Annotated in this window: 32 protein-coding genes; 22 read left to right on the top strand and 10 right to left on the bottom strand. The window is 43.9% G+C overall.

Annotated elements, in window-relative coordinates; genetic code table 11:
• The 17 genes from BCU12_RS21565 to rplQ all read left to right on the top strand — a co-directional run.
• Positions 1 to 189 (top strand): uL14 family ribosomal protein (locus BCU12_RS21565; RefSeq protein ID WP_198599406.1); only part of this gene is annotated, 189 nt, incomplete at its 5' end.
• A gap of 11 nt (positions 190 to 200) precedes the next feature.
• A complete protein-coding gene (rplX, locus tag BCU12_RS21560; RefSeq protein WP_102406603.1) occupies positions 201 to 518 on the top strand; it encodes a 50S ribosomal protein L24 in 318 nt (105 codons plus the stop codon).
• A 25-nt stretch (positions 519 to 543) separates the two neighbouring features.
• A complete protein-coding gene (rplE, locus tag BCU12_RS21555; protein WP_102406601.1) occupies positions 544 to 1,083 on the top strand; it encodes a 50S ribosomal protein L5 in 540 nt (179 codons plus the stop codon).
• Positions 1,084 to 1,100: 17 nt separating this feature from the next.
• Positions 1,101 to 1,406 carry a 30S ribosomal protein S14 gene (gene rpsN, locus BCU12_RS21550; protein ID WP_102406599.1) on the top strand — a complete coding sequence of 102 codons (306 nt, stop codon included), beginning with the start codon at positions 1,101 to 1,103 and terminating at the stop codon, positions 1,404 to 1,406.
• A gap of 29 nt (positions 1,407 to 1,435) precedes the next feature.
• Positions 1,436 to 1,828: a 30S ribosomal protein S8 gene (gene rpsH / locus BCU12_RS21545; protein WP_102406597.1), complete on the top strand. Its 393-nt coding sequence runs from the start codon at positions 1,436 to 1,438 to the stop codon at positions 1,826 to 1,828.
• Positions 1,829 to 1,840: 12 nt separating this feature from the next.
• A complete protein-coding gene (rplF, locus tag BCU12_RS21540) occupies positions 1,841 to 2,374 on the top strand; it encodes a 50S ribosomal protein L6 (RefSeq protein ID WP_102406595.1) in 534 nt (177 codons plus the stop codon).
• A gap of 9 nt (positions 2,375 to 2,383) precedes the next feature.
• A complete protein-coding gene (gene rplR, locus BCU12_RS21535) occupies positions 2,384 to 2,737 on the top strand; it encodes a 50S ribosomal protein L18 (RefSeq protein WP_102406593.1) in 354 nt (117 codons plus the stop codon).
• Positions 2,738 to 2,751: 14 nt separating this feature from the next.
• The gene (gene rpsE, locus BCU12_RS21530; protein ID WP_102406591.1) at positions 2,752 to 3,252 is read left to right on the top strand and encodes a 30S ribosomal protein S5; all 501 of its coding nucleotides are present in this window, start codon (positions 2,752 to 2,754) and stop codon (positions 3,250 to 3,252) included.
• Between the two features lie 6 nt (positions 3,253 to 3,258).
• Positions 3,259 to 3,435, top strand: a complete 177-nt coding sequence (gene rpmD, locus BCU12_RS21525) for a 50S ribosomal protein L30 (RefSeq protein WP_017076301.1) — start codon at positions 3,259 to 3,261, stop codon at positions 3,433 to 3,435.
• A gap of 5 nt (positions 3,436 to 3,440) precedes the next feature.
• Complete coding sequence (rplO, locus tag BCU12_RS21520) at positions 3,441 to 3,875, top strand: 50S ribosomal protein L15 (RefSeq protein ID WP_102406589.1); 435 nt, start codon at positions 3,441 to 3,443, stop codon at positions 3,873 to 3,875.
• A 20-nt stretch (positions 3,876 to 3,895) separates the two neighbouring features.
• On the top strand, positions 3,896 to 5,230 hold the full coding sequence (secY, locus tag BCU12_RS21515; protein WP_102406587.1) for a preprotein translocase subunit SecY: 1,335 nt from the start codon (positions 3,896 to 3,898) through the stop codon (positions 5,228 to 5,230).
• A 40-nt stretch (positions 5,231 to 5,270) separates the two neighbouring features.
• Positions 5,271 to 5,384: a 50S ribosomal protein L36 gene (gene rpmJ / locus BCU12_RS21510; RefSeq protein WP_000868186.1), complete on the top strand. Its 114-nt coding sequence runs from the start codon at positions 5,271 to 5,273 to the stop codon at positions 5,382 to 5,384.
• A gap of 146 nt (positions 5,385 to 5,530) precedes the next feature.
• Positions 5,531 to 5,887, top strand: a complete 357-nt coding sequence (gene rpsM / locus BCU12_RS21505; protein WP_102406585.1) for a 30S ribosomal protein S13 — start codon at positions 5,531 to 5,533, stop codon at positions 5,885 to 5,887.
• Between the two features lie 19 nt (positions 5,888 to 5,906).
• On the top strand, positions 5,907 to 6,296 hold the full coding sequence (rpsK, locus tag BCU12_RS21500; protein ID WP_005597095.1) for a 30S ribosomal protein S11: 390 nt from the start codon (positions 5,907 to 5,909) through the stop codon (positions 6,294 to 6,296).
• Between the two features lie 31 nt (positions 6,297 to 6,327).
• Positions 6,328 to 6,948: a 30S ribosomal protein S4 gene (gene rpsD, locus BCU12_RS21495; protein ID WP_102406583.1), complete on the top strand. Its 621-nt coding sequence runs from the start codon at positions 6,328 to 6,330 to the stop codon at positions 6,946 to 6,948.
• Positions 6,949 to 6,972: 24 nt separating this feature from the next.
• Positions 6,973 to 7,965 carry a DNA-directed RNA polymerase subunit alpha gene (gene rpoA / locus BCU12_RS21490; RefSeq protein ID WP_102406581.1) on the top strand — a complete coding sequence of 331 codons (993 nt, stop codon included), beginning with the start codon at positions 6,973 to 6,975 and terminating at the stop codon, positions 7,963 to 7,965.
• A 26-nt stretch (positions 7,966 to 7,991) separates the two neighbouring features.
• Complete coding sequence (rplQ, locus tag BCU12_RS21485; protein WP_102406579.1) at positions 7,992 to 8,372, top strand: 50S ribosomal protein L17; 381 nt, start codon at positions 7,992 to 7,994, stop codon at positions 8,370 to 8,372.
• A 167-nt stretch (positions 8,373 to 8,539) separates the two neighbouring features.
• Here rplQ and BCU12_RS21480 read toward each other — a convergent pair whose 3' ends face one another.
• Positions 8,540 to 9,160, bottom strand: a complete 621-nt coding sequence (locus tag BCU12_RS21480) for an FKBP-type peptidyl-prolyl cis-trans isomerase (protein WP_102406577.1) — start codon at positions 9,158 to 9,160, stop codon at positions 8,540 to 8,542.
• A gap of 236 nt (positions 9,161 to 9,396) precedes the next feature.
• Here BCU12_RS21480 and BCU12_RS21470 point away from each other — a divergent pair, with 236 nt between their 5' ends.
• A complete protein-coding gene (locus BCU12_RS21470; protein ID WP_102406573.1) occupies positions 9,397 to 9,966 on the top strand; it encodes a LysM-like peptidoglycan-binding domain-containing protein in 570 nt (189 codons plus the stop codon).
• 26 nt (positions 9,967 to 9,992) lie between these two features.
• On the opposite strand, the gene BCU12_RS21465 is transcribed toward BCU12_RS21470, so the two are convergent.
• From BCU12_RS21465 to BCU12_RS21450, 4 genes are all read right to left on the bottom strand, one after another.
• Entirely contained in the window at positions 9,993 to 10,841 is an 849-nt protein-coding gene (locus BCU12_RS21465) for a DMT family transporter (RefSeq protein WP_102406571.1), read from the bottom strand.
• A 1-nt stretch (position 10,842) separates the two neighbouring features.
• Positions 10,843 to 11,301 carry a GNAT family N-acetyltransferase gene (locus BCU12_RS21460; RefSeq protein WP_102406569.1) on the bottom strand — a complete coding sequence of 153 codons (459 nt, stop codon included), beginning with the start codon at positions 11,299 to 11,301 and terminating at the stop codon, positions 10,843 to 10,845.
• A 71-nt stretch (positions 11,302 to 11,372) separates the two neighbouring features.
• Positions 11,373 to 11,936: a Crp/Fnr family transcriptional regulator gene (locus tag BCU12_RS21455; protein WP_102406567.1), complete on the bottom strand. Its 564-nt coding sequence runs from the start codon at positions 11,934 to 11,936 to the stop codon at positions 11,373 to 11,375.
• Between the two features lie 61 nt (positions 11,937 to 11,997).
• A complete protein-coding gene (locus tag BCU12_RS21450) occupies positions 11,998 to 13,959 on the bottom strand; it encodes a bifunctional 2',3'-cyclic-nucleotide 2'-phosphodiesterase/3'-nucleotidase (RefSeq protein ID WP_102406565.1) in 1,962 nt (653 codons plus the stop codon).
• Positions 13,960 to 14,506: 547 nt separating this feature from the next.
• On the opposite strand from BCU12_RS21450, the gene cysD reads away from it, so the two are divergent.
• From cysD to cysC, 4 genes are all read left to right on the top strand, one after another.
• The gene (gene cysD, locus BCU12_RS21445) at positions 14,507 to 15,415 is read left to right on the top strand and encodes a sulfate adenylyltransferase subunit CysD (RefSeq protein ID WP_102406563.1); all 909 of its coding nucleotides are present in this window, start codon (positions 14,507 to 14,509) and stop codon (positions 15,413 to 15,415) included.
• 17 nt (positions 15,416 to 15,432) lie between these two features.
• Positions 15,433 to 16,860: a sulfate adenylyltransferase subunit CysN gene (cysN, locus tag BCU12_RS21440; RefSeq protein ID WP_102406561.1), complete on the top strand. Its 1,428-nt coding sequence runs from the start codon at positions 15,433 to 15,435 to the stop codon at positions 16,858 to 16,860.
• A 69-nt stretch (positions 16,861 to 16,929) separates the two neighbouring features.
• Positions 16,930 to 18,654 (top strand): SLC13 family permease, encoded by a 1,725-nt coding sequence (locus tag BCU12_RS21435; RefSeq protein ID WP_102406559.1) that lies wholly within the window; start codon positions 16,930 to 16,932, stop codon positions 18,652 to 18,654.
• A gap of 45 nt (positions 18,655 to 18,699) precedes the next feature.
• Positions 18,700 to 19,323: an adenylyl-sulfate kinase gene (cysC, locus tag BCU12_RS21430; protein ID WP_102406557.1), complete on the top strand. Its 624-nt coding sequence runs from the start codon at positions 18,700 to 18,702 to the stop codon at positions 19,321 to 19,323.
• Here the strand turns inward: cysC and BCU12_RS21425 are convergent.
• From BCU12_RS21425 to BCU12_RS21405, 5 genes are all read right to left on the bottom strand, one after another.
• Positions 19,320 to 20,222, bottom strand: coding sequence for a TIGR03899 family protein (locus BCU12_RS21425; RefSeq protein WP_102406556.1), 903 nt, complete (start codon positions 20,220 to 20,222; stop codon positions 19,320 to 19,322). The genes cysC and BCU12_RS21425 overlap by 4 nt on opposite strands.
• Before the next feature lie 298 nt (positions 20,223 to 20,520).
• Positions 20,521 to 21,039 carry a DUF3299 domain-containing protein gene (locus BCU12_RS21420; protein ID WP_102406554.1) on the bottom strand — a complete coding sequence of 173 codons (519 nt, stop codon included), beginning with the start codon at positions 21,037 to 21,039 and terminating at the stop codon, positions 20,521 to 20,523.
• An 8-nt stretch (positions 21,040 to 21,047) separates the two neighbouring features.
• Positions 21,048 to 22,307, bottom strand: a complete 1,260-nt coding sequence (locus BCU12_RS21415) for an ABC transporter permease (protein ID WP_102406553.1) — start codon at positions 22,305 to 22,307, stop codon at positions 21,048 to 21,050.
• Complete coding sequence (locus BCU12_RS21410; RefSeq protein WP_102406551.1) at positions 22,307 to 23,020, bottom strand: ABC transporter ATP-binding protein; 714 nt, start codon at positions 23,018 to 23,020, stop codon at positions 22,307 to 22,309. Before BCU12_RS21410 ends, BCU12_RS21415 begins: the two co-directional genes overlap by 1 nt.
• Positions 23,021 to 23,076: 56 nt before the next feature.
• On the bottom strand, positions 23,077 to 23,326 hold a 250-nt coding region (locus tag BCU12_RS21405; protein WP_133153909.1), incomplete at its 5' end, for a DUF2796 domain-containing protein.

Below are 23,326 nucleotides of genomic sequence, written 5' to 3'. Positions count from 1 at the left end.
GTCGTGCGCACTCGTAAAGGCGTTCGTCGTCCAGACGGTTCTGTCATTCGCTTCGACGGAAATGCTTGTGTATTGTTGAACGACACTACTGAGCAACCAGTCGGCACACGTATCTTTGGTCCTGTGACTCGTGAACTTCGTAATGCGAAATTCATGAAAATTGTGTCACTTGCACCAGAAGTTCTGTAAGGAGCGGCAACATGGCAGCTAAAATCCGTCGTAATGACGAAGTAATCGTTCTTGCTGGTAAAGATAAAGGCAAGAAAGGTAAAGTAACTAAGGTTTTGGTTACTGGTAAACTGATCGTTGAAGGTATCAACCTTGTTAAAAAACACCAAAAGCCTGTACCGGCTCTAGGTCAACAAGGTGGCATCGTTGAACAAGAAGCAGCTATTGATGCTTCTAACGTTGCAGTCTTTAACGCGGCTACTGGTAAAGCAGACCGTATCGGATTCCGTATCGAAGATGGCAAGAAAGTTCGTTTCTTCAAGTCTAACGGCGAAACCGTTTCTAACTAATTAGAATGTAATTTGGAGTTCTACTATGGCGAAACTGCATGATTACTACAAGTCGTCTGTAGTCGCTGAACTGACCAAAGAGTTCAGCTACTCAAGCGTCATGCAAGTCCCTAGGATTGAGAAAATCACCCTAAACATGGGCGTTGGTGAAGCAATCAACGATAAGAAACTGCTGGAAAACGCAGCTGCTGATATGGCAACGATCTCTGGTCAAAAGCCACTTATCACTAAAGCGCGTAAATCTGTTGCAGGTTTCAAAATTCGTGAAGGCTACCCAATTGGTTGTAAAGTAACCTTACGTGGCGAACGTATGTGGGAGTTTCTTGAGCGTTTAATCTCAATTGCTCTTCCGCGTGTACGTGACTTCCGTGGTGTTAGCGCTAAGTCTTTTGACGGACGCGGTAACTACAGCATGGGCGTTCGCGAGCAAATCATCTTCCCGGAAATCGACTACGATAAAGTAGATCGAGTACGTGGTCTTGATATTACTATCACGACTTCTGCTAAATCCGATGAGGAAGGGCGCGCTCTGCTAACTGCATTTAACTTCCCATTCCGTAAGTAAGGTGAAGGGTTACTGTTATGGCTAAACAATCAATGAAAGCACGTGAAGCTAAACGTGCAAAACTAGTAGCACAATTCGCTGAAAAGCGTTCTGCGCTAAAAGTTATCATTAGCGATGTAAACGCATCAGAAGAAGATCGTTGGAACGCAGTTCTAAAACTGCAGGCTCTTCCACGTGATTCAAGTGCATCTCGTCAGCGCAACCGTTGCAACCAAACTGGTCGTCCACACGGTTACCTGCGTAAGTTCGGTCTAAGCCGTATTAAAGTTCGTGAAGCTTGCATGAAAGGCGAGATTCCTGGACTTCGTAAGGCTAGCTGGTAATTGCTACTTAATCATTTGGAGTAAATCATATGAGCATGCAAGATCCGATTTCGGATATGCTGACCCGAGTACGTAACGGTCAGGCAGCAAATAAAGTTGCTGTTAAAATGCCTTCTTCAAAGCTTAAAGTTGCAATTGCTGCACTACTAAAAGCTGAAGGTTACGTCGCTGACTTCGCTGTAAACAGCGAATCAAAACCAGAGCTAGAAGTTACGCTTAAGTACTTCCAAGCTAAACCAGTAATTGAGCAAATCCAACGTGTTTCACGTCCTGGCCTGCGCGTCTACAAGAATAAAGACTCGCTTCCGTCAGTGATGGGTGGACTTGGTATTGCTGTTGTTTCCACTTCCAAAGGTCTTATGACCGATCGTGCTGCTCGTAAAGCCGGTCTTGGTGGTGAAATCATCTGTTACGTCGCTTAATAGGAGTAGACTATGTCTCGTGTTGCTAAAGCACCTGTCGCTATTCCAGCTGGCGTAGAGGTGAAACTAAATGGCCAAGAGATCACTGTAAAAGGTGGTAAGGGTGAGCTAACTCGCGTTCTAAACAACGCTGTAGTTATCGCACAGGAAGAAAACAACCTAACTTTCGGTCCACGCGAAGGTGTTTCTAACGCTTGGGCACAAGCAGGTACTGCTCGTGCACTCGTTAACAACATGGTTGTTGGTGTTACTGTAGGCTTCACTAAGAAGCTAACTCTTAAAGGTGTAGGTTACCGTGCTGCTATGAAAGGCAATGCTGTAGGCCTAACCCTTGGCTTCTCCCATCCAGTAGAGCATGCTCTTCCGGAAGGTATTAAGGCTGAATGTCCTAGCCAAACTGAGATCGTTATTACTGGTTGCGATAAGCAATTAGTTGGTCAAGTTGCAGCGGATATTCGTTCTTATCGTGAACCTGAACCTTATAAAGGTAAGGGTGTTCGTTACGCCGATGAAATCGTGCGTACTAAAGAAGCTAAGAAGAAGTAAGGTAACACTATGGATAAGAAAGCATCTCGCATCCGTCGTGCTACACGCGCACGTCGTAAGATTGCAGAACTGGGTGCAACTCGCCTAGTAATACACCGTACTCCTCGTCACGTGTACGCTCAGGTTATCGCGTCTAATGGCTCTGAAGTTATTGCTGCAGCGTCTACTGTAGAAAAAGCGGTCCGTGAGCAAATTAAGAACACTGGTAACATCGATGCAGCACAAGCAGTAGGTAAAGCTATTGCAGAGCGCGCTATTGAAAAAGGCGTAGCTTCAGTTGCATTTGATCGTTCTGGTTTCCAATACCACGGTCGAGTAGCGGCGCTAGCAGAATCTGCTCGCGAAGCTGGTCTGAAATTCTAAGGTAGGGTTGGAAGATGGCTAAAGAACAACAACAAGCGAATGATTTGCAAGAAAAATTGATCGCAGTTAACCGTGTTTCTAAAACGGTTAAAGGTGGTCGAATCATGAGCTTCACTGCACTAACAGTAGTTGGTGACGGTAATGGTCGCATTGGTTTCGGTTACGGCAAAGCTCGTGAAGTACCTGCTGCGATTCAAAAAGCAATGGAAAAAGCGCGTCGTAACATGGTTACTATCGCACTTAACGAAGGCACTCTTCACCACGCGGTGAAAGGTCGTCACTCGGGCTCTAAAGTTTACATGCAACCTGCAGCAGAAGGTACTGGTGTTATCGCCGGTGGTGCAATGCGTGCAGTACTTGAAGTTGCTGGTGTACACAACGTACTTGCGAAAGCGTACGGTTCTACAAACCCAATCAACGTTGTTCGCGCAACTGTTGCTGGTCTAGTAGATGTTAAGTCGCCAGAAATGGTTGCTGCTAAGCGTGGTCTAACTGTTGAAAGTATTTCGGAGTAGAACACAATGGCAACTATTAAAGTAACTCAAACTAAAAGCTCAATTGGTCGTCTACCTAAGCATAAAGCATGCTTAAAAGGTTTAGGCCTTCGTCGCATCAACCATACAGTAGAACTTGAAGATACTCCGTGCATTCGCGGTATGATCAACAAGGTTTACTACATGGTTAAGATTGAGGAGTAATCAGAATGCGTTTGAATACTCTATCACCGGCTGCGGGTTCTAAACCTTCTAAGAAGCGTTTAGGTCGTGGTATCGGTTCTGGCCTTGGTAAAACAGGTGGCCGTGGTCACAAAGGTCAAAAGTCACGTTCTGGCGGCTCTGTTCGTCCAGGTTTTGAAGGCGGTCAAATGCCTTTGAAACAACGTCTACCAAAATTCGGTTTCACTTCTCGCAAGAGCCTAGTGTCTGCTGAAGTTCGTCTAGCTGAGCTAGCGAAAGTAACTGGTGACGTTGTTGATCTTAACAGCCTTAAAGCTGCTAACGTCATCACTAAGAACATCGAATTTGCAAAAATCGTTCTTTCTGGTGAAATTGGTAAAGCGGTAACTGTTAAAGGTCTACGCGTGACTAAAGGCGCTAAAGCTGCAATCGAAGCTGCAGGCGGTAAAATCGAGGAATAATCTCGAGGAACGAGGTACAGATGGCTAAGAAACCAGGACAAGATTTTCGTAGTGCTCAGAGCGGCTTAAGTGAACTGAAGTCGCGCTTATTATTCGTAATTGGTGCACTTTTAGTATTCCGAGCCGGCTCTTTTGTGCCGATTCCTGGTATTGACGCAGCTGTACTTGCCGATTTGTTCGATCAGCAAAAAGGTACCATCGTTGAAATGTTTAACATGTTCTCCGGTGGTGCTCTTGAGCGTGCATCTATATTAGCGTTGGGCATCATGCCGTATATTTCGGCATCTATTGTTGTCCAATTGCTAACTGTAGTTCATCCAGCGTTAGCCGAACTCAAGAAAGAGGGTGAAGCAGGCCGTCGTAAGATAAGCCAATATACGCGTTATGGCACGCTTGTACTTGCAACATTCCAAGGCATAGGTATTGCAACTGGCCTACCAAACATGGTCGATAATCTGGTTGTTATCAACCAAACCATGTTTACGCTAATTGCTACCGTAAGTTTAGTAACCGGCACCATGTTCTTAATGTGGTTAGGTGAACAAATTACTGAGCGTGGAATTGGTAATGGTATCTCGTTACTAATATTTGCAGGTATTGTTGCTGGGTTGCCTTCGGCAATCGGACAAACAATTGAGCAAGCGCGTCAAGGTGAATTGCACGTACTTCTTCTTTTGTTGATTGCAGTATTGTCTTTTGCTGTTATTTACTTCGTAGTTTTCATGGAGCGTGGTCAACGTCGTATCGTCGTTAACTATGCAAAGCGTCAACAAGGTCGTAAAGTTTTTGCAGCACAAAGCTCTCACTTGCCACTTAAGATTAATATGGCAGGTGTAATACCAGCAATCTTTGCATCAAGCATCATTTTGTTCCCAGGAACATTAGCACAATGGTTTGGTCAAAATGGCGAGAGCAGCGCATTCGGTTGGTTAACTGATGTGTCTTTGGCTCTTAGTCCAGGTCAACCTTTGTACGTAATGCTTTATGCAGCAGCGATAATTTTCTTCTGTTTCTTTTACACGGCGTTGGTTTTCAATCCGCGTGAAACAGCAGATAATTTGAAGAAGTCTGGTGCATTCGTACCCGGTATCCGCCCAGGTGAGCAGACAGCGAAATACATTGATAAAGTTATGACTAGATTAACCCTAGCGGGTGCTCTATATATTACCTTTATCTGTCTGATTCCTGAGTTCATGATGGTCGCGTGGAACGTACGTTTCTACTTCGGCGGTACATCACTACTTATTGTAGTTGTTGTTATCATGGACTTTATGGCACAAGTACAGACTCATCTGATGTCACAACAGTATGATTCTGTGTTGAAGAAAGCAAATCTGAAGGGCTACGGTCGTTAATACGACTTTAGACTGAAGATTTCATTTACGGAGTTTAGCAATGAAAGTTCGTGCTTCCGTTAAAAAAATCTGCCGTAACTGTAAAGTTATCAAGCGTAACGGTGTCGTTCGCGTGATTTGCAGTGAGCCAAAGCATAAACAACGCCAAGGCTAATTAGCAGAATTTTTTACTTGTAAAATTAGGTAGCGTCGAGTATATTCCTCGGCCTACCTTTTGCGTGCAAAAGAAGTAGTATGCCGCAGCGTATCCTCACGGGCTCTGCTGCGGATAATTCTTTATTAAAGTACTAGGAGTGAATAGTGGCCCGTATAGCAGGCATTAACATTCCTGATCAAAAACACGCTGTAATTGCTTTAACAGCAATTTTCGGCATCGGTAAAACTCGTTCTCAAGCTATTCTAGCTGAAGCGGGTATTGCTGAAGATGTTAAGATCAGTGAACTAACTGAAGAACAGATCGATCAACTGCGTGATGGTGTAGCTAAGTACACTGTAGAAGGTGATCTACGTCGTGAAGTATCGATGAACATCAAGCGTCTTATGGACCTTGGCTGTTACCGCGGTCTTCGTCATCGTCGCAGTCTACCACTACGTGGACAGCGTACTAAAACCAACGCTCGCACCCGTAAGGGTCCGCGCAAGCCGATCAAGAAATAGTCGGATAAGGTAGAGTACAATGGCAAAACAACCAACTCGCGCTCGTAAGCGCGTACGCAAGCAAGTAGCTGATGGCGTAGCGCACATCCATGCTTCTTTTAATAATACAATCGTAACTATCACAGATCGCCAAGGCAATGCTCTTGCTTGGGCTACTGCTGGTGGTTCTGGTTTCCGCGGTTCTCGTAAATCTACTCCGTTCGCTGCACAAGTTGCTGCTGAACGTTGTGCCGAAATGGCAAAAGAATACGGTCTTAAGAACTTGGAAGTTATGGTTAAGGGTCCAGGTCCAGGTCGTGAATCTACTGTTCGCGCACTGAACGCTGCTGGTTACCGCATTACGAATATCGTTGATGCGACACCAATCCCTCATAACGGTTGTCGTCCACCTAAGAAACGTCGCGTTTAAGTTTCGTTTTTAGGAATATTGGAGAAGAATCATGGCTAGATATTTGGGTCCTAAGCTTAAGCTTAGCCGTCGCGAAGGTACTGACTTATTTCTTAAGTCTGGTGTCCGTGCGATCGATACCAAGTGTAAAATTGATAACGCACCAGGTGTACACGGCGCTCGTCGCGGTCGTCTGTCTGAGTATGGCGTTCAGCTTCGTGAGAAGCAAAAAGTTCGTCGTATCTACGGCGTTCTAGAAAAACAATTCCGTAACTACTACAAAGAAGCTGCTCGCCTTAAAGGCAACACAGGTGCAAACCTACTTCAGCTTCTAGAAGGTCGTCTTGATAACGTTGTTTACCGTATGGGCTTTGGCGCTACTCGTGCTGAATCTCGTCAACTAGTTAGCCACAAAGCTATCCTAGTTAACGGTAACGTTGTAAACGTTCCTTCATTCAAAGTTTCGGCTAACGACGTTGTTTCAATTCGCGAGAAAGCTAAAAAGCAAGCTCGTGTAACTGCTGCTCTAGAAGTTGCAGGTCAACGTGAGAAACCAACTTGGATTGAAGTAGATGCTGGCACAATGGAAGGTACATTCAAGCGTATGCCTGAGCGTTCTGATCTATCAGCTGACATCAACGAACAATTGATCGTCGAGCTTTACTCTAAGTAAGGTTTAAACTAAAGAGAGGACACAATGCAGGGTTCTGTAACAGAATTTCTTAAGCCACGTCTTGTTGACATCGAACAGATCAACACGACACACGCAAAAGTAACTCTTGAGCCGTTAGAGCGTGGTTTCGGTCATACTCTGGGTAATGCTCTTCGCCGCATTCTTCTATCTTCTATGCCAGGTTGTGCTGTAACAGAAGTTGAGATTGAAGGCGTATTACACGAATACAGCACCAAAGAAGGTGTACAAGAAGATATCCTTGAGATTCTTCTTAACCTGAAAGGTCTAGCTGTTCGCGTTGCCGAAGGCAAAGATGAAGTGTTTATTACACTGAACAAATCAGGCTCAGGCCCTGTGGTTGCAGGTGACATCACCCATGATGGTGATGTAGAGGTCGTAAACCCTGAACACGTTATTTGTCACCTTACGGATGACAATGCTGAGATCGCTATGCGTATCAAAGTTGAACGTGGTCGTGGTTACGTTCCAGCTTCCGCTCGTATCCATACTGAAGAAGATGAGCGTCCAATCGGTCGTTTACTTGTTGATGCAACTTACAGCCCAGTAGACAAAATTGCCTACTCTGTAGATGCAGCACGTGTAGAACAACGTACTGACTTAGACAAGCTTGTTATCGATATGGAAACGAACGGTACTCTTGAACCTGAGGAAGCAATCCGTCGTGCAGCTACTATTTTAGCTGAACAACTGGATGCATTCGTAGATCTTCGTGATGTACGTGTTCCTGAGGAGAAGGAAGAGAAGCCAGAATTCGATCCTATCCTACTGCGTCCTGTAGACGATCTTGAACTAACAGTTCGCTCTGCTAACTGTTTGAAAGCAGAAGCGATTCACTACATCGGTGATCTTGTACAGCGTACTGAGGTTGAGCTACTTAAAACGCCAAACCTTGGTAAGAAATCTCTTACAGAGATTAAAGACGTACTTGCATCACGTGGTCTTTCTCTGGGCATGCGCCTAGAAAATTGGCCGCCAGCGTCTATCGCTGAAGATTAATCGATATTAGTTAGAAGGATTAGGTCATGCGCCATCGTAAGAGTGGTCGTCAACTCAACCGCAACAGCTCACATCGTAAAGCGATGTTCAGCAATATGGCATGCTCTCTAGTTAGTCATGAAGTTATCAAGACTACATTGCCTAAAGCAAAAGAGCTTCGTCGCGTCGTTGAGCCTTTGATTACGCTAGCTAAAACGGATAGCGTTGCTAACCGTCGCTTAGCATTTGCACGTACTCGTGATAACGAAGTAGTTGCAAAACTGTTTAACGAACTAGGTCCACGTTTTGCTGCCCGTCAAGGCGGTTACACTCGTATCCTAAAAGCTGGTTTCCGTACTGGTGATAAAGCTCCAATGGCTTACATTGAGCTTGTAGATCGCCCAGTAGCAGAAGAAGCAGCTGAGTAAGAGTTCGATTGAACTTAAAAAGCCGAGCAATAGCTCGGCTTTTTTGTGCCTGCTATTTAGCAACAGCGTATGAAGCGATTGATAAAGTTTGAACAGATACAAAAAAGGCTAGCATTCGCTAACCTTTATAATTTTCAAAACTTGTTTAGTTTTTGAAGAACAATCGATTAAAGAATCGCTAGAAGTTCTACTTCAAATACTAGAGCAGCAAATGGTGGGATTGCAGCACCTGCGCCACGCTCACCGTATGCAAGGTCTTGAGGAATGTATAATTTCCATTTAGAACCTACAGGCATTAGTTGAAGAGCTTCAACCCAGCCTTTGATTACGCCAGTTACTGGGAATTCTGCTGGTTCGCCACGTGAAACAGAGCTGTCAAATACAGTGCCGTCTGTTAGTTCACCGTGGTAGTGAACACGAACTTGCTTGTCTGAATTCGGAACTTCACCAGTACCTTCAGTTAGGATCTCGTACTGTAGACCAGACTCAAGTACCGTTACTTCTGAACGTAGCGCATTGTCAGCTAAGAATGCTTCACTATCAGCAGATGCTGCTTTTGCAACTTCAGCACGTGCAGATTCTGCGCGAGTGTGCAGTTCTTGAAGCGCGTTGTTGATCTCATCAATCTCGATAGCTGGCATATCACCAGTTAGAGCCGTCGCAATACCAGCCGCGATAGCATCAACGTTTAAGCCTTCAAGACCAGAACCTGCAAGTTGTTGACCCATTTGTAGACCAATACCGTAGCTTGCTTTTTGTTCTACAGTTTCTAATTTTACGTCAGACATTAATGTCACTCTTATGTTAGAGAAATTTAAGGCGTACAGGATACCAGTTAACGATTCAGGTTTAAACGGGTTCGGAGAAACCTATATTGTTAACAAGCACAATGTGAGCTTTATCTTACATCAGGATAATATTTGTAAGAATTCACTGCTGAATGACGTTGGTTGTACAAATAATATATACTCAATCACCACTGATTTTTATACTATGGTTACTCAGTTTGGGAGATGGATGCTAGATGAATCGCCGTAAAAAGAAGCCACAGAAAACCGATTACTTTGAGTTAGCAGTGACACGATTAAAGAAATTCGATGGGCAGAAATATAAGCAGCAAGCGATTTTACTTTGGAACCAATTACCAAGGTTGCATCAACGTGCTTTGATGATTGTTTTTCCTCTTGTGGTGATTCTGTTGATACTACCAAGTGGCGCTTCTGACTCAGAGGCCGAGGTTACAGAAACTGCTCCTAACCAACGTGTCGAGATTGCTATCAATACGCAGGGGCTTAGTGAGCAATCTGAACTTAAGTTGCCTTCAGTCAAATCGGAAGATTGGAGTGAGTATACAGTTCAAACCGGCGATACTCTTGCTAAGGTTTTTCGGACGAATGGACTGCCGATGGCAGATCTTAATGCATTGGTTCTCGTTGAAGGCAACGATAAGCCGCTCAGTCGCATAAAACAGGGGCAGCTGGTGCGCTATAAACTCGCTACTGACGGAAAATTAGACATACTTCAGTTGGAGAAAAGTAAAGACTCAGTGATGTTTTTCCGCTTATCTGATGGAGGCTTTGGTCGCAGCAAGTAGCGTCCTAACTAAAAGCCTAGATAGAATTAACGTTGTATGAGTTTCTTTAGTGGCAGTAAAGGGAGTACGATTAGAAGTATTCCGATGAGAGTTAGCACAGTAGGCACCTCTGAAAACCACCATATTCCAAATAACGTGACAAAAACCAGCCCTGAGTATTCCGCAATCGCAATATGGTAGGCTTCTGTTTTTTTGTAGGCTATGACTGCAAGACCGTTATACGCCAATATCAGTGCTGAACTCACGCCGACCCAGATCAGTTCTTCTATATGAATAGGCATCCAAAATACCCACGCAAGAATTCCAGAGATCGGTAATGAGAATAGTGTGGTCCACATTAACGTCGTCACTACCGTTTGTTCTCTTGGGATTTTTCTAACCAATATATTAAATAGCGCTAAAGTGACTGCTGTCCCAAGTGCAAATAGTGCTGCCCAGTGAAATTCGGACGGTCGTAATACTATGAGTACGCCAACAAAGCCAATTATTGTTGCCATCGCTTTCTCTTTATTGGGTTTCTCTTTTAGTAGCCATATCGATAGCGGAAGCATCAGTAAAGGCGCGGCATAGAATATTGCATTTGCGGTCGCCAATGGTAAGTGTGTAACAGCCACCATCATACAGCCACTACCGAATAGAATCAGAGTGGATCGGGCTGAGGTTAATATCGGGTTAGAGAGTGACTGCTGGGATTTTGTTAATTTTAACCAAAACGGAATCAATATGATCAGTGAAAAAAATTGACGTAGGAAAATGTACTGAAAAGGTGAGATTCCACCATCGAGTAACTTAACGGCCACGTCAGAGAGAGAAGCCGCAAGATTCCCTAAAATCAGCAGTATAATCCCTAGCGATTTTGGCGATGGTTTATACATATTATTTTATTAACGTCATATCGATGTGCGGGATGCCGTCTTCTAGATACATCTCGGATATTTGTTCAAAACCATGGGCTTGGTAAAACCGGAAAAGGTGCTGTTGAGCTCCTATCGTAATGGATTGATCTGGCCACAAAGATTGGGTTTGGGTTAACGCCTCTGAAAGTAAGTTGTTTCCTAAACCATTCCCTCTTGCCATTTCTGACGTTGCAATACGCCCAATACTGACCTCTGAGTAGCTTATACCTACAGGCAATAGCCGAGCGCAAGCGACTAAGTCTTGCTTAGAATATCCAAGGAGATGATAGACGTCATCCTGTATATCTTTATTATCCAGCTCAGGATAAGGGCAGTTTTGCTCTACAACGAAGACGTCGACTCGAAGTTTCAACAACTGATAAAGCTGAAGGGTTGTGAGTTGATTGAAAGGAAGGCATAACCATTGTATACGACTCATTGAACTCTATTCCGTGCTTGGATGGAAAGCGTACTATAGCGCTGACAAAGCCATAAGGGCATTAACAATTGTTAATTTACGGTACGATTTTTTATGCGACTCAAGCTAATTGCGGTGATACCCAAGTAAGCGGCTATTTGATAATCATTAAGTCTATTGTGTAAGTCAGGGTAACGCTGACAAAAGAGTTCGTATCGTTCTTGAGGCGTAAACAGCAGCATGAATCGCTCTTTATTCTCTTTGTACATGAGCTGTGCTTCAAGTAGCGTGAGATAGATAGAGTGCTTTTCTTCTCGCCATTTGTGCAGAGTATTCAGAGGCAGGTAGATAAGATTCGTTTCTGTTAACGTTTCTAGTAAGTAAGGAGAAGGTTGGTTTTTAATGACACTCTCAAAACCAATCATCCAGTCTTGCTCCCAATAAAACTCTTTGCTGAACTCTTTACCTTTTTCGGTTAGGTAACTGGCGTGACAAATTCCCTCTACAACGAAATAGATGCCTTCAGCATGAGCACCTTGGTTGACCAAGATATGACGAGTCGGCAATTCAAGTAGAGAAGACGACTCGATAAGCGCCTTAATATCGCAGGGTGAAAAACCACTCTCTTCTAAATAGGCTACAAATCTTTCCGTCATGTTTCCTCCATAAAAAAGCCGTAGCAAGGAGCTACGGCTTGATACTCTAACGAACTCTGCGCTATTTTTGTAGGTCAATCTTATAGACTGCGAATCCGACGTCATCCATGGCCACTTTCTCCATAGGATACTGCCCTTTGTCTTTTATGAATTGAGCGGCTTTATCGCTCGGTGATGTTTCAAAGCGGATATCAAGGTTTTGATCTGACTTGATTGGTGCAAACGCCCAATTGTTGTCGGCGCTTGGGGTCACTTCGCCTTTCTCTTGACTGACGCGAGAGATGTAATTCGCAACAACAGTGCGGTTTTCATCGGGCGCTTCAAATGCAATATAGTCATCGCCAGTTCCTGGGAATTTGTTACTAAACGCTCGGTAGTTATTGGTCGCGATGATGAAGGTTTGATTCATGTTAATCGCCTTACCTTGGTAAGTAAGATCAACAATACGTTGTGCACCCGCATTGATGACTTTGCAATTACCATCGTATTTAGGCGCGATAGTAACATCTATCTTGTACTCAACACCGTCCATTACATCGAAGTTGTAAGTACGGAATCCATCCCAATCGATGAGAGACTGAGGCGCAGATGTTGTTGCATCAATATGGTTGAATTGACCCGCCGAACATTCTAGCCATTCCTTCACTTCACGTCCCGTTACTTTTAGTGCAACCAAAGTATTAGGGTATAGGTAAAGGTCAGCAGCGTTACGGAAGGTTAATTGACCAGACTCTACTTCCGTAAAGTTTGCTGGGTCATTTTTTCGCCCACCGGCTTTGAACGGTGCAGCTGCAGAAAGAACAGGAATGCCATCTAGATCAGGATCTCCTTGAATAAAGCGTTCCACGTAGTCTTTTTGAGCAAGGTTAACAATTTGTACGGTAGGGTCATCTTGAACCAAAGACAAGAAGCTATACATTACATCATTAGCTTTACCTATAGGCTGATTAACAAAATCCCGAGTACCTTTGTGATCCTCTTTTAAAGCATCGACAATGCCAGAGTCTGCTTCCGCTAATGATTTTTTATCTTCTTTGCTATAGATAGGGCGCGCTTCTGACTGTCCTTCCACAACCCCCCAGTTTCCATTTTGTTGCTTAAGGACGAGGTCCATGACACCAACGTGGCTGCCCCAACGGCCTGGCATTACAGCGGTGACACCATTAATACTGCCTTTCTCGTTGTCAACACCTTGAATGTTATCGAAGCCTCTGCCCGGGAAGACAGCGTGTGAGTGACCAAATGCAATGGCGTCTATCCCATCTACCTCTGATAGGTAGTAAGTGGAGTTTTCTGCTCCGAGTTTATAAGGGTCAGAAGAGACACCTGAGTGAGGGATAGCCACGATAACATCTGCGCCCTCTTTTTTCATTTGTGGGACAAGTTTTTCAGCCATCTTCTTGATGTCTTTGGCGAACACTTTTCCCTCTAAATTGTTTTTATCCCATACCATAATCTGAGGTGGTACGAACCCGATGTAGCCTACTTTAATTTCATGTGACTGACCGTCTACATCTTTGAAGTTATGAGTTTTAATGAGATAGGGTTTAAAATAATGTTCCCCTGTCTTTTTATCAAATACATTGGCGCTAACATATGGGAAGTTCGCACCATCAAGAGTGGTCGCTAGAAATTCTAAACCGTAGTTGAATTCGTGGTTACCAATGTTACCCACATCATAATTAAGCTGGTTCATTGCTTTATAAACAGGGTGAATTTCGCCAGCCTCTATCCCCTTCGCAGCCATGTAGTCACCCATTGGGCTGCCCTGAATCAAGTCTCCATTATCAACAAGAACACTGTTGCTCACTTCTTGTTGTGCCTGCTTCACCAGTGTTGCGGTGCGAGCAAGGCCAATTTTTTGTGATGGTGCATCTTTGTAATAGTCATAATCCATCACGTTGGTATGAATGTCGGTTGTCTCAATGATACGCAGCTTGATCGTATCAGCCATGACTGGGCCTGCCATCATCAGCATACCGCCAAGAACAGCCATAGAAAGGGGGGTCACTGCCATTTTCATTTTTTACTCCGTAAGGGGAACTAGAATATCCATGATAAATGTAGCAAAAAACGCTGAAACAACATGTTACAGAACAATTAAAGTGTGACCTTACTTCTCTGTGGGTTAAATAACTGCCAACAAGATCTCACTAATGTAAAAGTATTGTTCATATCTTAATGAGTTGAAAAATTGGAATAATATCTTGGTTATTATATTAAGTTATAAAAAATGAACTTTTAGAATTTCAAGTAATAAACAGAGGCGGTCATAATGCAGTCATACACAGTGTGGATGTATCACTATGGCATGCCTCAAATTGATGCCTGTCTCAATGTACATCTATGACCATAAATAATCGCATCCCCAATGTTCACAGCTCTCGAACAGCTGCCTAAACATACAGAGTGATATCGATACAGTTTGTGATGTGGCTATGTTGTCTCAAAAGTTAGATTGGCTCTTTTCTAATACTCAATTCAACAATAGTGCTATTGCCAACTCAATATAATCCTGACCATAGATTTAGGGACAAAATTAAGCCTAAAGGCTTACAAGGAAAATAGATATGGATCAACAACGCTTAACCCACTTGAAGCAACTTGAAGCTGAGAGTATTCATATTATTCGAGAGGTCGCTGCTGAGTTTGATAACCCAGTCATGATGTACTCGATTGGTAAAGACTCTTCAGTCATGCTGCACCTTGCACGTAAAGCTTTTTACCCAGGTAAGATTCCATTTCCATTGTTGCACGTCGACACCGATTGGAAGTTTCGCGAGATGATTGAGTTTCGTGACCAAGTGGCTGAAAAGTATGGTTTTGATCTTCTGGTTCATAAAAACCCAGAAGGAATGGCGATGGGTTGTAGTCCATTTGTGCATGGCTCATCAAAGCATACCGATATCATGAAAACTCAAGGCCTTAAGCAAGCCTTAAATAAGTATGGTTTTGATGCCGCATTTGGTGGTGCTCGCCGTGATGAAGAGAAATCTCGTGCGAAAGAACGTGTTTACTCTTTTAGAGACAAAAATCATACATGGGATCCAAAAAACCAGCGCCCAGAGCTTTGGAAGACTTATAACGGTCAGGTGAACAAGGGCGAGAGTATTCGTGTATTCCCTCTATCAAACTGGACAGAGCTTGACATCTGGCAGTACATCTACCTTGAAAACATTGACATTGTTCCACTTTATCTTGCGGATAAACGCCCAGTCGTAGAGCGTGATGGCATGTTAATCATGGCTGACGATGATCGCTTAGAGCTACAAGAAGGCGAGAAAATTGAAGAGAAATATGTTCGTTTTCGTACTTTAGGCTGTTACCCACTCACTGGTGCTGTTGAATCTAAAGCGAACACTTTGCCAGGTATTATCGAAGAAATGCTAGTGGCAACCTCAAGCGAGCGCCAAGGGCGAGCGATCGACCACGATCAGTCAGGATCGATGGAATTGAAGAAGCGACAAGGTTATTTCTAAGGATCTAAGGACAGAATATGAACAATGTAATAGAAGCTCAGGTTGCCGAGCTTGGTATTGAAGGTTACCTAAACCAACATCAGCATAAATCATTACTTAGGTTCCTCACTTGTGGTTCAGTAGATGATGGAAAAAGCACCTTGATAGGTCGCTTATTGCATGACACTCACCAAATTTATGAAGACCAGTTAGCTGCGGTACATAACGATAGCCAACGCGTTGGTACTACGGGCGAGAAGCCGGATCTAGCATTGCTTGTAGACGGCTTACAGGCTGAACGTGAGCAAGGCATTACTATTGATGTAGCGTACCGTTATTTCTCTACTCAGAAGCGTAAGTTCATTATTGCCGATACGCCTGGGCATGAGCAGTACACGCGTAACATGGCGACCGGTGCATCAACCTGTGACGTAGCCATCATTCTGATCGACGCTCGTAAGGGTGTATTGGATCAAACTCGTCGTCACTCTTTCATCTCAAATCTAATTGGCATTAAACACTTCATCGTTGCTGTTAATAAAATGGATTTGGTTGATTACTCCCAAGAAACATTTGAAGCGATTCGAGATGAGTACCTTTCGTTTGCAGAGAACTTGCAGGGTGATACAGATATCCAGATCGTGCCACTTTCAGCATTAGAAGGTGAAAATGTAGCCTCGAAAAGCAAAGAGCTGACTTGGTTTGAAGGTCCGACATTGCTTCACCTACTCGAAACCGTCGATATTGATCGTAGTAAGCTTGAAGGCGAATTTAGATTCCCTGTGCAGTATGTTAATCGACCAAATCTCGATTTCCGCGGCTTTGCTGGCACAATCGCATCTGGCTCGGTGAAAGTGGGTGATGAAGTGAAAGCATTGCCTTCTGGTAAATCGTCTAAAGTTGCACGTATTGTGACATTTGATGGTGATCTAGAAGAAGCGCAAGCGGGTCTCGCGGTAACACTGACGCTTGAGGATGAGATTGATATCAGCCGTGGTGATCTCATTGTACTGAATGAGGCTCAGGTGGAATCAACCAATCACCTAGCAGCCGATGTGGTTTGGATGACGGAACAACCGCTTCAACCTGGCCGTGAATACGACATCAAGGTTGCTGGTAAGAAAACAGTAGGGCGTGTTGAGGCTATTCGTTATCAATATGACATCAATAATCTTTCAACTTTCTCTTCGGCAGAGCTTCCATTGAACGGAATTGGTTCTTGTGAGTGGACACTAACTGAGTCTGTGGCTGTTGATGGTTATCAAGATTGTACGGACACGGGCGGATTTATCATTATTGATAGGCTAACTAACGTTACTGTTGGTGCTGGTCTTGTTCGTGAAAGTTTAGCTCAGGTAGAACAGCAAGTAGGGAATATCTCTGCGTTTGAGATTGAGCTTAATGCTTTGGTTCGTAAGCACTTCCCACACTGGGATGCGAAAGACCTTAGCCAGTTACTTAAGTAGAAAGTACTCGAGTTAAGCTGTTTATAACAGTATGAAGTGAGTGATCACTATCATAATTAAGGATGAATTATGTGGGAGCAAGGATTGGTCATGGCGATGCTGCTTGGCATCATCACGTGCTTGTTAGTCACGCGAATTAAGCCAAGTATCATTTTTGCTGGCGCTGCATTTTTGGCTTTTATGGCAGGCACCATAGAGTTGAAATCGATAGCGACTAATTTCACTAATTCGTCCTTATTAACATTGGTTTTGTTGATTCTCGCGTCTTGTGCTCTTGAGAAAACACGACTCATCAGCTGGGTGAGTCGTAACATCTCTGAGGGTCGTTTAGGAACAGTGGTTGCCAAGCTTGGCATTTCTACGGCACTTTTATCTTCATTTACGAATAATACTGCTGTTGTTGTCTCTCTTATCGGCGCAATTAAGCGTAACCAAAAGCATGCACCTTCTAAGCTTTTGATCCCTCTTTCTTACGCTGCCATCTTGGGCGGGACACTCACCCTTATTGGTACGTCGACTAACCTCATCATTAATAGTTTTGTTGAAGATGTAGGTCTGCCAAGTCTGACTTTTTTCACCCCGACTTTGATTGGTTTATCCGTTTTGGTTGGTGGTGTGTTGATTCTAATCCCGCTTAGCTATTTACTGCCCAACTATGATGATCATGCACAAGATGATCTTCCGTACTTCTTAGAAGCGATCGTTGAGCCGGGTTCGCCACTTGTTGACAAAAGTATTAGCGAAAATAACCTGAGAGCATTGCGTAAGCTCTTCCTCGCTGAAGTCATTAGAGACGGTGTCAGTGTACCTTCTGTTGAACCTGATTTTATACTTCAAGCGAAGGATAGGTTGTTGTTTTGTGGCGATATAGAAAGCGTTGCCACTTTACAAGAGATTCAGGGTTTAACGCTGTTTGGCCAGCATCACCTTAATGGTCAGGGATTTGTTGAGGCGGTTGTTAGCTCCTCTGCGAGTTTTTGTAATAAAACGCTGAAATCGAGTCATTTTAGGGATCGATTTGATGCCGTAGTGGTGGCAATCAGACGCGGGCACGAACGCTTAGAAGGCGGATTGGGTAATATCGTATTAACCGCGGGAGATACTTTAGTCCTTGTACCAGGCAAGCGGTTCGAATCTGAAAGACGAGCACACCGTCGTGAGTTTGTACTGATTAATGATTTGGACTCCAGTGCTAAGCTTGATGCCAATAAATCGAGTTTTGTATTACTAGGCTTTGCCCTCGTGATAGGACTCGCTCTGCTTGATTTGGTCCCAATTATTAAAGGCCTATTAGTCTACCTATTGGCGATGCTTTCATTTCGTGTTGTACAGATAAATGAACTTCGTCGTCGTTTCCCCATCGATATTGTCGTCATTGTGGGTTCAGCACTCTCTATTGCTCAGTTGATGCTCTCTTCTGGGCTCTCAGTAAGAATGGGGGAGATGTTCATCACCGCCTTTAATGGCTGGGGCGTATTTGGTGCATTAGTAGCCGTTTATCTAATGACGCTCATCTTGACGGAGCTGGTGACGAACAATGCGGCGGCGGCGCTCGCTTTTCCCATTGGTTACAGTATGGCTTTGGGCTATAACGTTGATCCTATGCCATTTATTATGGCGGTTCTCTTTGGTGCAAGTGCGAGTTTTATTTCCCCCTATGGCTATCAGACCAACCTACTCGTGTATAGCGTAGGTAACTATAAGCTGACCGACTATATGAAAATAGGCGTGCCTATCTCGATAGTGTATTCAGTACTGGTATTGAGCTTGATCCCTATTTTCTTCCCATTTTGATTTATAGACTCTAGTTATTAGAGTGAGTAGTTTGAGGTATTTAATATGACCACGTTGACGCCAGAAAAAGATGAAAATGTAGTGTGGCACCAACACGTTATCGATAAAGAGTATCGTGCAAAGATAAAGCAGCAAAAGCCATCCGTTTTATGGTTCACAGGCCTATCTGGTGCCGGTAAATCTACCGTTGCTGGTGCGCTCGAAAATAAACTGGCTGAATTGGGCTATCACACTTACCTGCTAGATGGCGATAATGTTCGCCATGGATTATGCAGTGATCTTGGCTTTTCAGAGCAAGACAGACGAGAGAACATTCGAAGAATTGGTGAGCTATCTAAACTGATGGCGGATGCAGGTTTGATCGTGTTATCAGCCTTTATTTCACCTCATCGCTCTGAACGTCAACTGGTTCGAGAGATGCTACCGGATGGTGAATTCTTGGAGGTTTTTGTTAATGCACCACTGGATGTGTGTGAGCAGCGAGATCCGAAAGGGCTTTACAAGAGAGCTCGTGCAGGGGAGATTGCGAATTTTACCGGTATTGATTCAGCCTATGAAGCGCCCATTAACCCTGAAATTGACTTATTAACAGGGCAGTTCTCTATTGATGAACTTGTAGAACAATGCCTAAACGAATTAAGATCGCAAGGCATTATTCAGGCGAACTAAACGGTGTGGTGTACCGTGCTTTTTACTTCGGTATGAACATTGAATTTCTGACTCAGTAGTGCGATCACTTGGTCGTAATACTGAGCATTTGGTTTATTCCCCAACAACTTACATAGCTCGTTTCCTGTCGGGCTAAATCGATAATACAGCAATCGAATCCCTTTTGATTGTGGCTGTAATGAGAGGTTTTTTCCTTGATAGTTCAATGGCAGTGGGGGATCCATTTCTATCTCGCCAGACTCGAGTTCTGTACCATGCAGTAAACCTAACTCTATTAACACTAATAAGTTGGAGTACGGAAGTTTAAAGTTGCCAGTGTTGACTGCTGATGTCGTATCCCGCTTCCCAAAACTAAAAATACCATTTCGAGCCTTAAAGCCGACTAATAGTTTCCGACTATTATCGGTCCCAAAGCTGCATGCTAAAGAGGCGGCTTTTTGGAGTATTTGAGCTTCTTTAGGGCTCATGTCTTGTAGCACTTTTAGTGCCTTCATTGATGTCGAACCAGGGTTGGTGACTTCTCTTTTAAGAACTTGAGCCCATAAACGCTGCATAGCAGGGTTGTGGATTTCCTGAGCCATATCGAAATATCGATACAACCAGTCGCTATCTGGTTTTCCTGCCGTTTCATCTCGGCATGAGGAATGGGTGGCTTTTAGGATCTGTTCGAGGTTCTTTTGGCGCAGTTCGTGGCGTTGTCGCTCTCGTTGAAGCGCTCTATCAAGGGGCGTTTTATCAGAAGGCTCAGCTTGCAGCAATGCATCTAAGCCGTAAGTCTGGGCTATATTTAGCACGCAACTTGCGCTGTCTTTAATGTAGCTTGATTTCTTTTCTTGTTGTTTTTTTTTGTTATCTGTTGATTCGTGTTCAATAACGACGGGTTTGTTATCACTTGCCATGGGTGTCCCTCATCTCACAGAGCCTTTTTACAACTCTTTAAAATGTAACGTGTTATCGCTTTAACGGCTAGATAAAGACGAAAAGAACAGCAAAAAATGAGACTATCAAAAATGATAACAATTTGTTAAAGTTGTTATCATTGATTGCGAGGGCTTATGAAAGAAATTAAAGAGAATAAATTCAAGAAGCACCTATCAATCGCCCTACTCTTACTGTTATACATCGCTATTCTAGGATATTTATCCAGCTTACTTGTATAGGGTAGAGGATTGACAGGTTTCTGCTCAGGTTCGGTGATTACATGTCGTCGTAATCTGCTAGCGCTACTCCCTCAAGGAAGTAACCTGTTTCCGCCAGTGAATGGCTCACTGTTTCTGTTTTTAACGTTCCTATTACATATACAACATCCCATAGCTGTTGAATAGGTGCGCCTTCTGGAAACTTAACATAAACAATTTGGTTTGGTGGCGGTGGTGGAACGTGGATACACGCACCGAAATATGGAACCAATAGAAACTCAGTGACGGTCTCATTGTCTCCTTCAAGTGGAATAACGAAGCCTGGGATCTTCACTAAACTGTTATTGAGTTCCTGACGAACAGAACCGACCATCGATTGTTCCATCGTACCGCCAGAGTGATCCAGTGCGGGCATACCGCTACTGTCAAATTGATTTCGCTCGTTCTCTGGAATCAAATCAATCCAATCCAATTTCATCGCATCTTCTATGACGACGTCTTCAGAGGCAATAGCTTGGTTGATGTTGGGTAGCAATACCGAAAAAGCGAGCATTGCGGATAAGAATACCTTGTTCATTTCATACCCTATATTCTGATTGTCATGCCATCACTAAGAGATTGTCTGTATGCTCTTAGGGCTGGAATAAAGCCGATGATGATACCGGCGAGTTGCACACATCCTAACAGAATCCATTCATAGGCCGTAATGGCACTCATTGTAACTGTTATGCCATATTGTTGCTGAATTATCGGTTGTCCAATCGCTAAAGCTAAATACAATCCACTCACACCAACGAGTATGCCGACAAACGTTAATGCACTTGCTTCGCTGATGAGCAATGCAAAGACATGTCTTGGCCTTGCGCCCATTGCTCTGAGAATGGCCATTTCACGTCTTCGTTCTTGTAAACTGGTCAAAAGGCTACTTAGCATTCCAAGTAAACCTGCAATGACAACAAAAATCGAGACAGCCATTAAGGCTTGCTCTGCAACTGACATCATTCCCCAGAGTTCATGGAGTGCAATCCCAGGCATTATGGCACTGAGTGGCTCTTGGGGATAAGTATTGATCTGGCGTTGCAGTGCGAAAGTCTGGATTTTAGACTTTAGCCCCAGCATCATTGCGGTGATTTGCTGTGGCTGAAATTGGGTTTGCAACAGTTGATCGGCAGACGGGTTGTTACCTAAATTGGCGCCGCTTTCCCAACCAACATGAATCGCTTCTATCGCTTCTAAAGAAACGTGCACCGTTTTATCGACGGGTGTGCCTGTTGGCGCGAGAATACCGACAACTTTGAAGGGAAGGTTGTCGTGACGACTAAAACCAACATCGCCAATACCGTGTGCAATGATGATCTCGCTGCCGACTTGGTAATCCAGTTGTTTAGCGACATCAGAACCGATAACGGTTTCAAACAAGCCACCAAATGGAACGCCTGCACTGAATGTAAGTGGTTGCTTACTTCCGTATTTGTAATGCTCAAAGTAGCGACCATTAGTACCCATCACGCGAAACCCTCGATGAGAGTCCCCTAAGGATATAGGAATTGCCCAATCGACAGCAGGGTGCTGACTAAACTCTTGATAGCTCTTCCAGTCAATGTTGTTGGTGGCGTTACCAATTCTAAATACGGAGTACAATAATAGGTTTACTTGACCAGAACGACCCCCAACGATTAAGTCGGTTCCCGATATAGTGTTAGCGAAACTGCTTTTTGCTTGAGTTCGAATTCGCTCAACGCCCATCAGCAATATGACAGAGATCGCAACGGTTAAAATGGTGAGAATGGCTGTAGCTTTTCGGTTACGTACACTTTTCCATGCAAGACTAGTAATAGCAGTCATTAGTTTGTACCTGCTTTATTAAGTTGCTTTAAATTGATTGAGCGATCAAACAAACCTTCCAGTGTTGGATCATGGCTGACAAACACAAGCGTGGATCGCGCAATGTTGGCCTGTTCCATGAGAAGCTCTATAAACGCGCTTCTATTGTCATGATCGAGTGCAGAGGTGGGTTCGTCTGCGATGATAAGTTTAGGCGATCCGATTAAGGCTCTAGCGGCTGCGACGCGTTGCTGTTGGCCGATACTGAGCTCAACGACAGGCTTATTTAGCAACTCTTGTGGTAAATGCAGGCGCATAAGCAATTCTTCTGCTTCTTTCTGCGGCGACTGCGTTAAATGACTTTTACGTAACGAAGAGAATTGGCACGGTAAAATGACATTTTCTATAACACTGAGATAGGGCAAGAGGTTAAACTGCTGGAAGATATACCCAATATTATCCGCCCGAAACTTATCTCGAGCACTTGAACTCAAAGACTTAATTTCAGTCGCTAATACATCCACAACGCCATGCTGGACTTGGTTGATGCCTGTGAGTAGCCCCAATAGGGTTGATTTACCACAGCCACTTGGGCCCTTAATGAATACATGCTCGCCCTCTTGAATAGAAAGTTTGGGGATGTTCAATATATCTTGGCTAGCGTTGGGCCAGGCAAAGCGTAAATTGGTGATGTCGACAACGGATTGCGTGCGTTCAGCGATAGTTTTATCCATCTCTAATTCCAGTCAATTGGTTAGCTAGGGCAATGATGTTGCCCTAGCTAATCAGGTTAGAAAGATACTGTAGTACTTGTTGGTGTTAGCTTTGTTGCAGATTGTGCTTTATCTGTCAGCAAGTTAACGCTGATCGACTCTGTTCCTTTAAATGTCGAGAACCAGTCAGTAGAGATGGATTGAAGTTTCGCGATGTCGTCACAGTGGAAGTGATACTCAACGGTAAATTCACCGTGTCCACCCGAATGATCGTGCCCATCATGCTTGTCGTGGTTATGGCTATCATGATCATGCTTGTCGTGGTCA

Origin of the sequence: Vibrio sp. 10N.261.55.A7 (genome assembly GCF_002877365.1) — a bacterium.
GTDB lineage: Bacteria > Pseudomonadota > Gammaproteobacteria > Enterobacterales > Vibrionaceae > Vibrio.
Note: the sequence above shows the minus strand (reverse complement) of the source record. Positions and strands in the feature narration are given on the sequence as shown.

What these genes read in the sequence shown, in the direction of transcription:
- rpsH (WP_102406597.1), top strand. Translation starts at nt 1,436, where the DNA reads ATGAGCATGCAAGATCCGATTTCGGATATGCTGACCCGAGTACGTAAC.
- BCU12_RS21420 (WP_102406554.1), bottom strand. Translation starts at nt 21,039, where the DNA reads ATGAACAAGGTATTCTTATCCGCAATGCTCGCTTTTTCGGTATTGCTA.
- cysC (WP_102406557.1), top strand. Translation starts at nt 18,700, where the DNA reads ATGACCACGTTGACGCCAGAAAAAGATGAAAATGTAGTGTGGCACCAA.
- BCU12_RS21480 (WP_102406577.1), bottom strand. Translation starts at nt 9,160, where the DNA reads ATGTCTGACGTAAAATTAGAAACTGTAGAACAAAAAGCAAGCTACGGT.
- rplF (WP_102406595.1), top strand. Translation starts at nt 1,841, where the DNA reads ATGTCTCGTGTTGCTAAAGCACCTGTCGCTATTCCAGCTGGCGTAGAG.
- BCU12_RS21425 (WP_102406556.1), bottom strand. Translation starts at nt 20,222, where the DNA reads ATGGCAAGTGATAACAAACCCGTCGTTATTGAACACGAATCAACAGAT.
- BCU12_RS21470 (WP_102406573.1), top strand. Translation starts at nt 9,397, where the DNA reads ATGAATCGCCGTAAAAAGAAGCCACAGAAAACCGATTACTTTGAGTTA.
- cysD (WP_102406563.1), top strand. Translation starts at nt 14,507, where the DNA reads ATGGATCAACAACGCTTAACCCACTTGAAGCAACTTGAAGCTGAGAGT.
- rpsE (WP_102406591.1), top strand. Translation starts at nt 2,752, where the DNA reads ATGGCTAAAGAACAACAACAAGCGAATGATTTGCAAGAAAAATTGATC.
- BCU12_RS21455 (WP_102406567.1), bottom strand. Translation starts at nt 11,936, where the DNA reads ATGACGGAAAGATTTGTAGCCTATTTAGAAGAGAGTGGTTTTTCACCC.
- BCU12_RS21465 (WP_102406571.1), bottom strand. Translation starts at nt 10,841, where the DNA reads ATGTATAAACCATCGCCAAAATCGCTAGGGATTATACTGCTGATTTTA.
- rplO (WP_102406589.1), top strand. Translation starts at nt 3,441, where the DNA reads ATGCGTTTGAATACTCTATCACCGGCTGCGGGTTCTAAACCTTCTAAG.
- rpsD (WP_102406583.1), top strand. Translation starts at nt 6,328, where the DNA reads ATGGCTAGATATTTGGGTCCTAAGCTTAAGCTTAGCCGTCGCGAAGGT.
- rpmJ (WP_000868186.1), top strand. Translation starts at nt 5,271, where the DNA reads ATGAAAGTTCGTGCTTCCGTTAAAAAAATCTGCCGTAACTGTAAAGTT.
- rpmD (WP_017076301.1), top strand. Translation starts at nt 3,259, where the DNA reads ATGGCAACTATTAAAGTAACTCAAACTAAAAGCTCAATTGGTCGTCTA.
- BCU12_RS21410 (WP_102406551.1), bottom strand. Translation starts at nt 23,020, where the DNA reads ATGGATAAAACTATCGCTGAACGCACGCAATCCGTTGTCGACATCACC.
- rplX (WP_102406603.1), top strand. Translation starts at nt 201, where the DNA reads ATGGCAGCTAAAATCCGTCGTAATGACGAAGTAATCGTTCTTGCTGGT.
- secY (WP_102406587.1), top strand. Translation starts at nt 3,896, where the DNA reads ATGGCTAAGAAACCAGGACAAGATTTTCGTAGTGCTCAGAGCGGCTTA.
- cysN (WP_102406561.1), top strand. Translation starts at nt 15,433, where the DNA reads ATGAACAATGTAATAGAAGCTCAGGTTGCCGAGCTTGGTATTGAAGGT.
- rplQ (WP_102406579.1), top strand. Translation starts at nt 7,992, where the DNA reads ATGCGCCATCGTAAGAGTGGTCGTCAACTCAACCGCAACAGCTCACAT.
- rpsN (WP_102406599.1), top strand. Translation starts at nt 1,101, where the DNA reads ATGGCTAAACAATCAATGAAAGCACGTGAAGCTAAACGTGCAAAACTA.
- BCU12_RS21435 (WP_102406559.1), top strand. Translation starts at nt 16,930, where the DNA reads ATGTGGGAGCAAGGATTGGTCATGGCGATGCTGCTTGGCATCATCACG.
- rpsK (WP_005597095.1), top strand. Translation starts at nt 5,907, where the DNA reads ATGGCAAAACAACCAACTCGCGCTCGTAAGCGCGTACGCAAGCAAGTA.
- BCU12_RS21415 (WP_102406553.1), bottom strand. Translation starts at nt 22,307, where the DNA reads ATGACTGCTATTACTAGTCTTGCATGGAAAAGTGTACGTAACCGAAAA.
- BCU12_RS21460 (WP_102406569.1), bottom strand. Translation starts at nt 11,301, where the DNA reads ATGAGTCGTATACAATGGTTATGCCTTCCTTTCAATCAACTCACAACC.
- BCU12_RS21450 (WP_102406565.1), bottom strand. Translation starts at nt 13,959, where the DNA reads ATGAAAATGGCAGTGACCCCCCTTTCTATGGCTGTTCTTGGCGGTATG.
- rpoA (WP_102406581.1), top strand. Translation starts at nt 6,973, where the DNA reads ATGCAGGGTTCTGTAACAGAATTTCTTAAGCCACGTCTTGTTGACATC.
- rplE (WP_102406601.1), top strand. Translation starts at nt 544, where the DNA reads ATGGCGAAACTGCATGATTACTACAAGTCGTCTGTAGTCGCTGAACTG.
- rplR (WP_102406593.1), top strand. Translation starts at nt 2,384, where the DNA reads ATGGATAAGAAAGCATCTCGCATCCGTCGTGCTACACGCGCACGTCGT.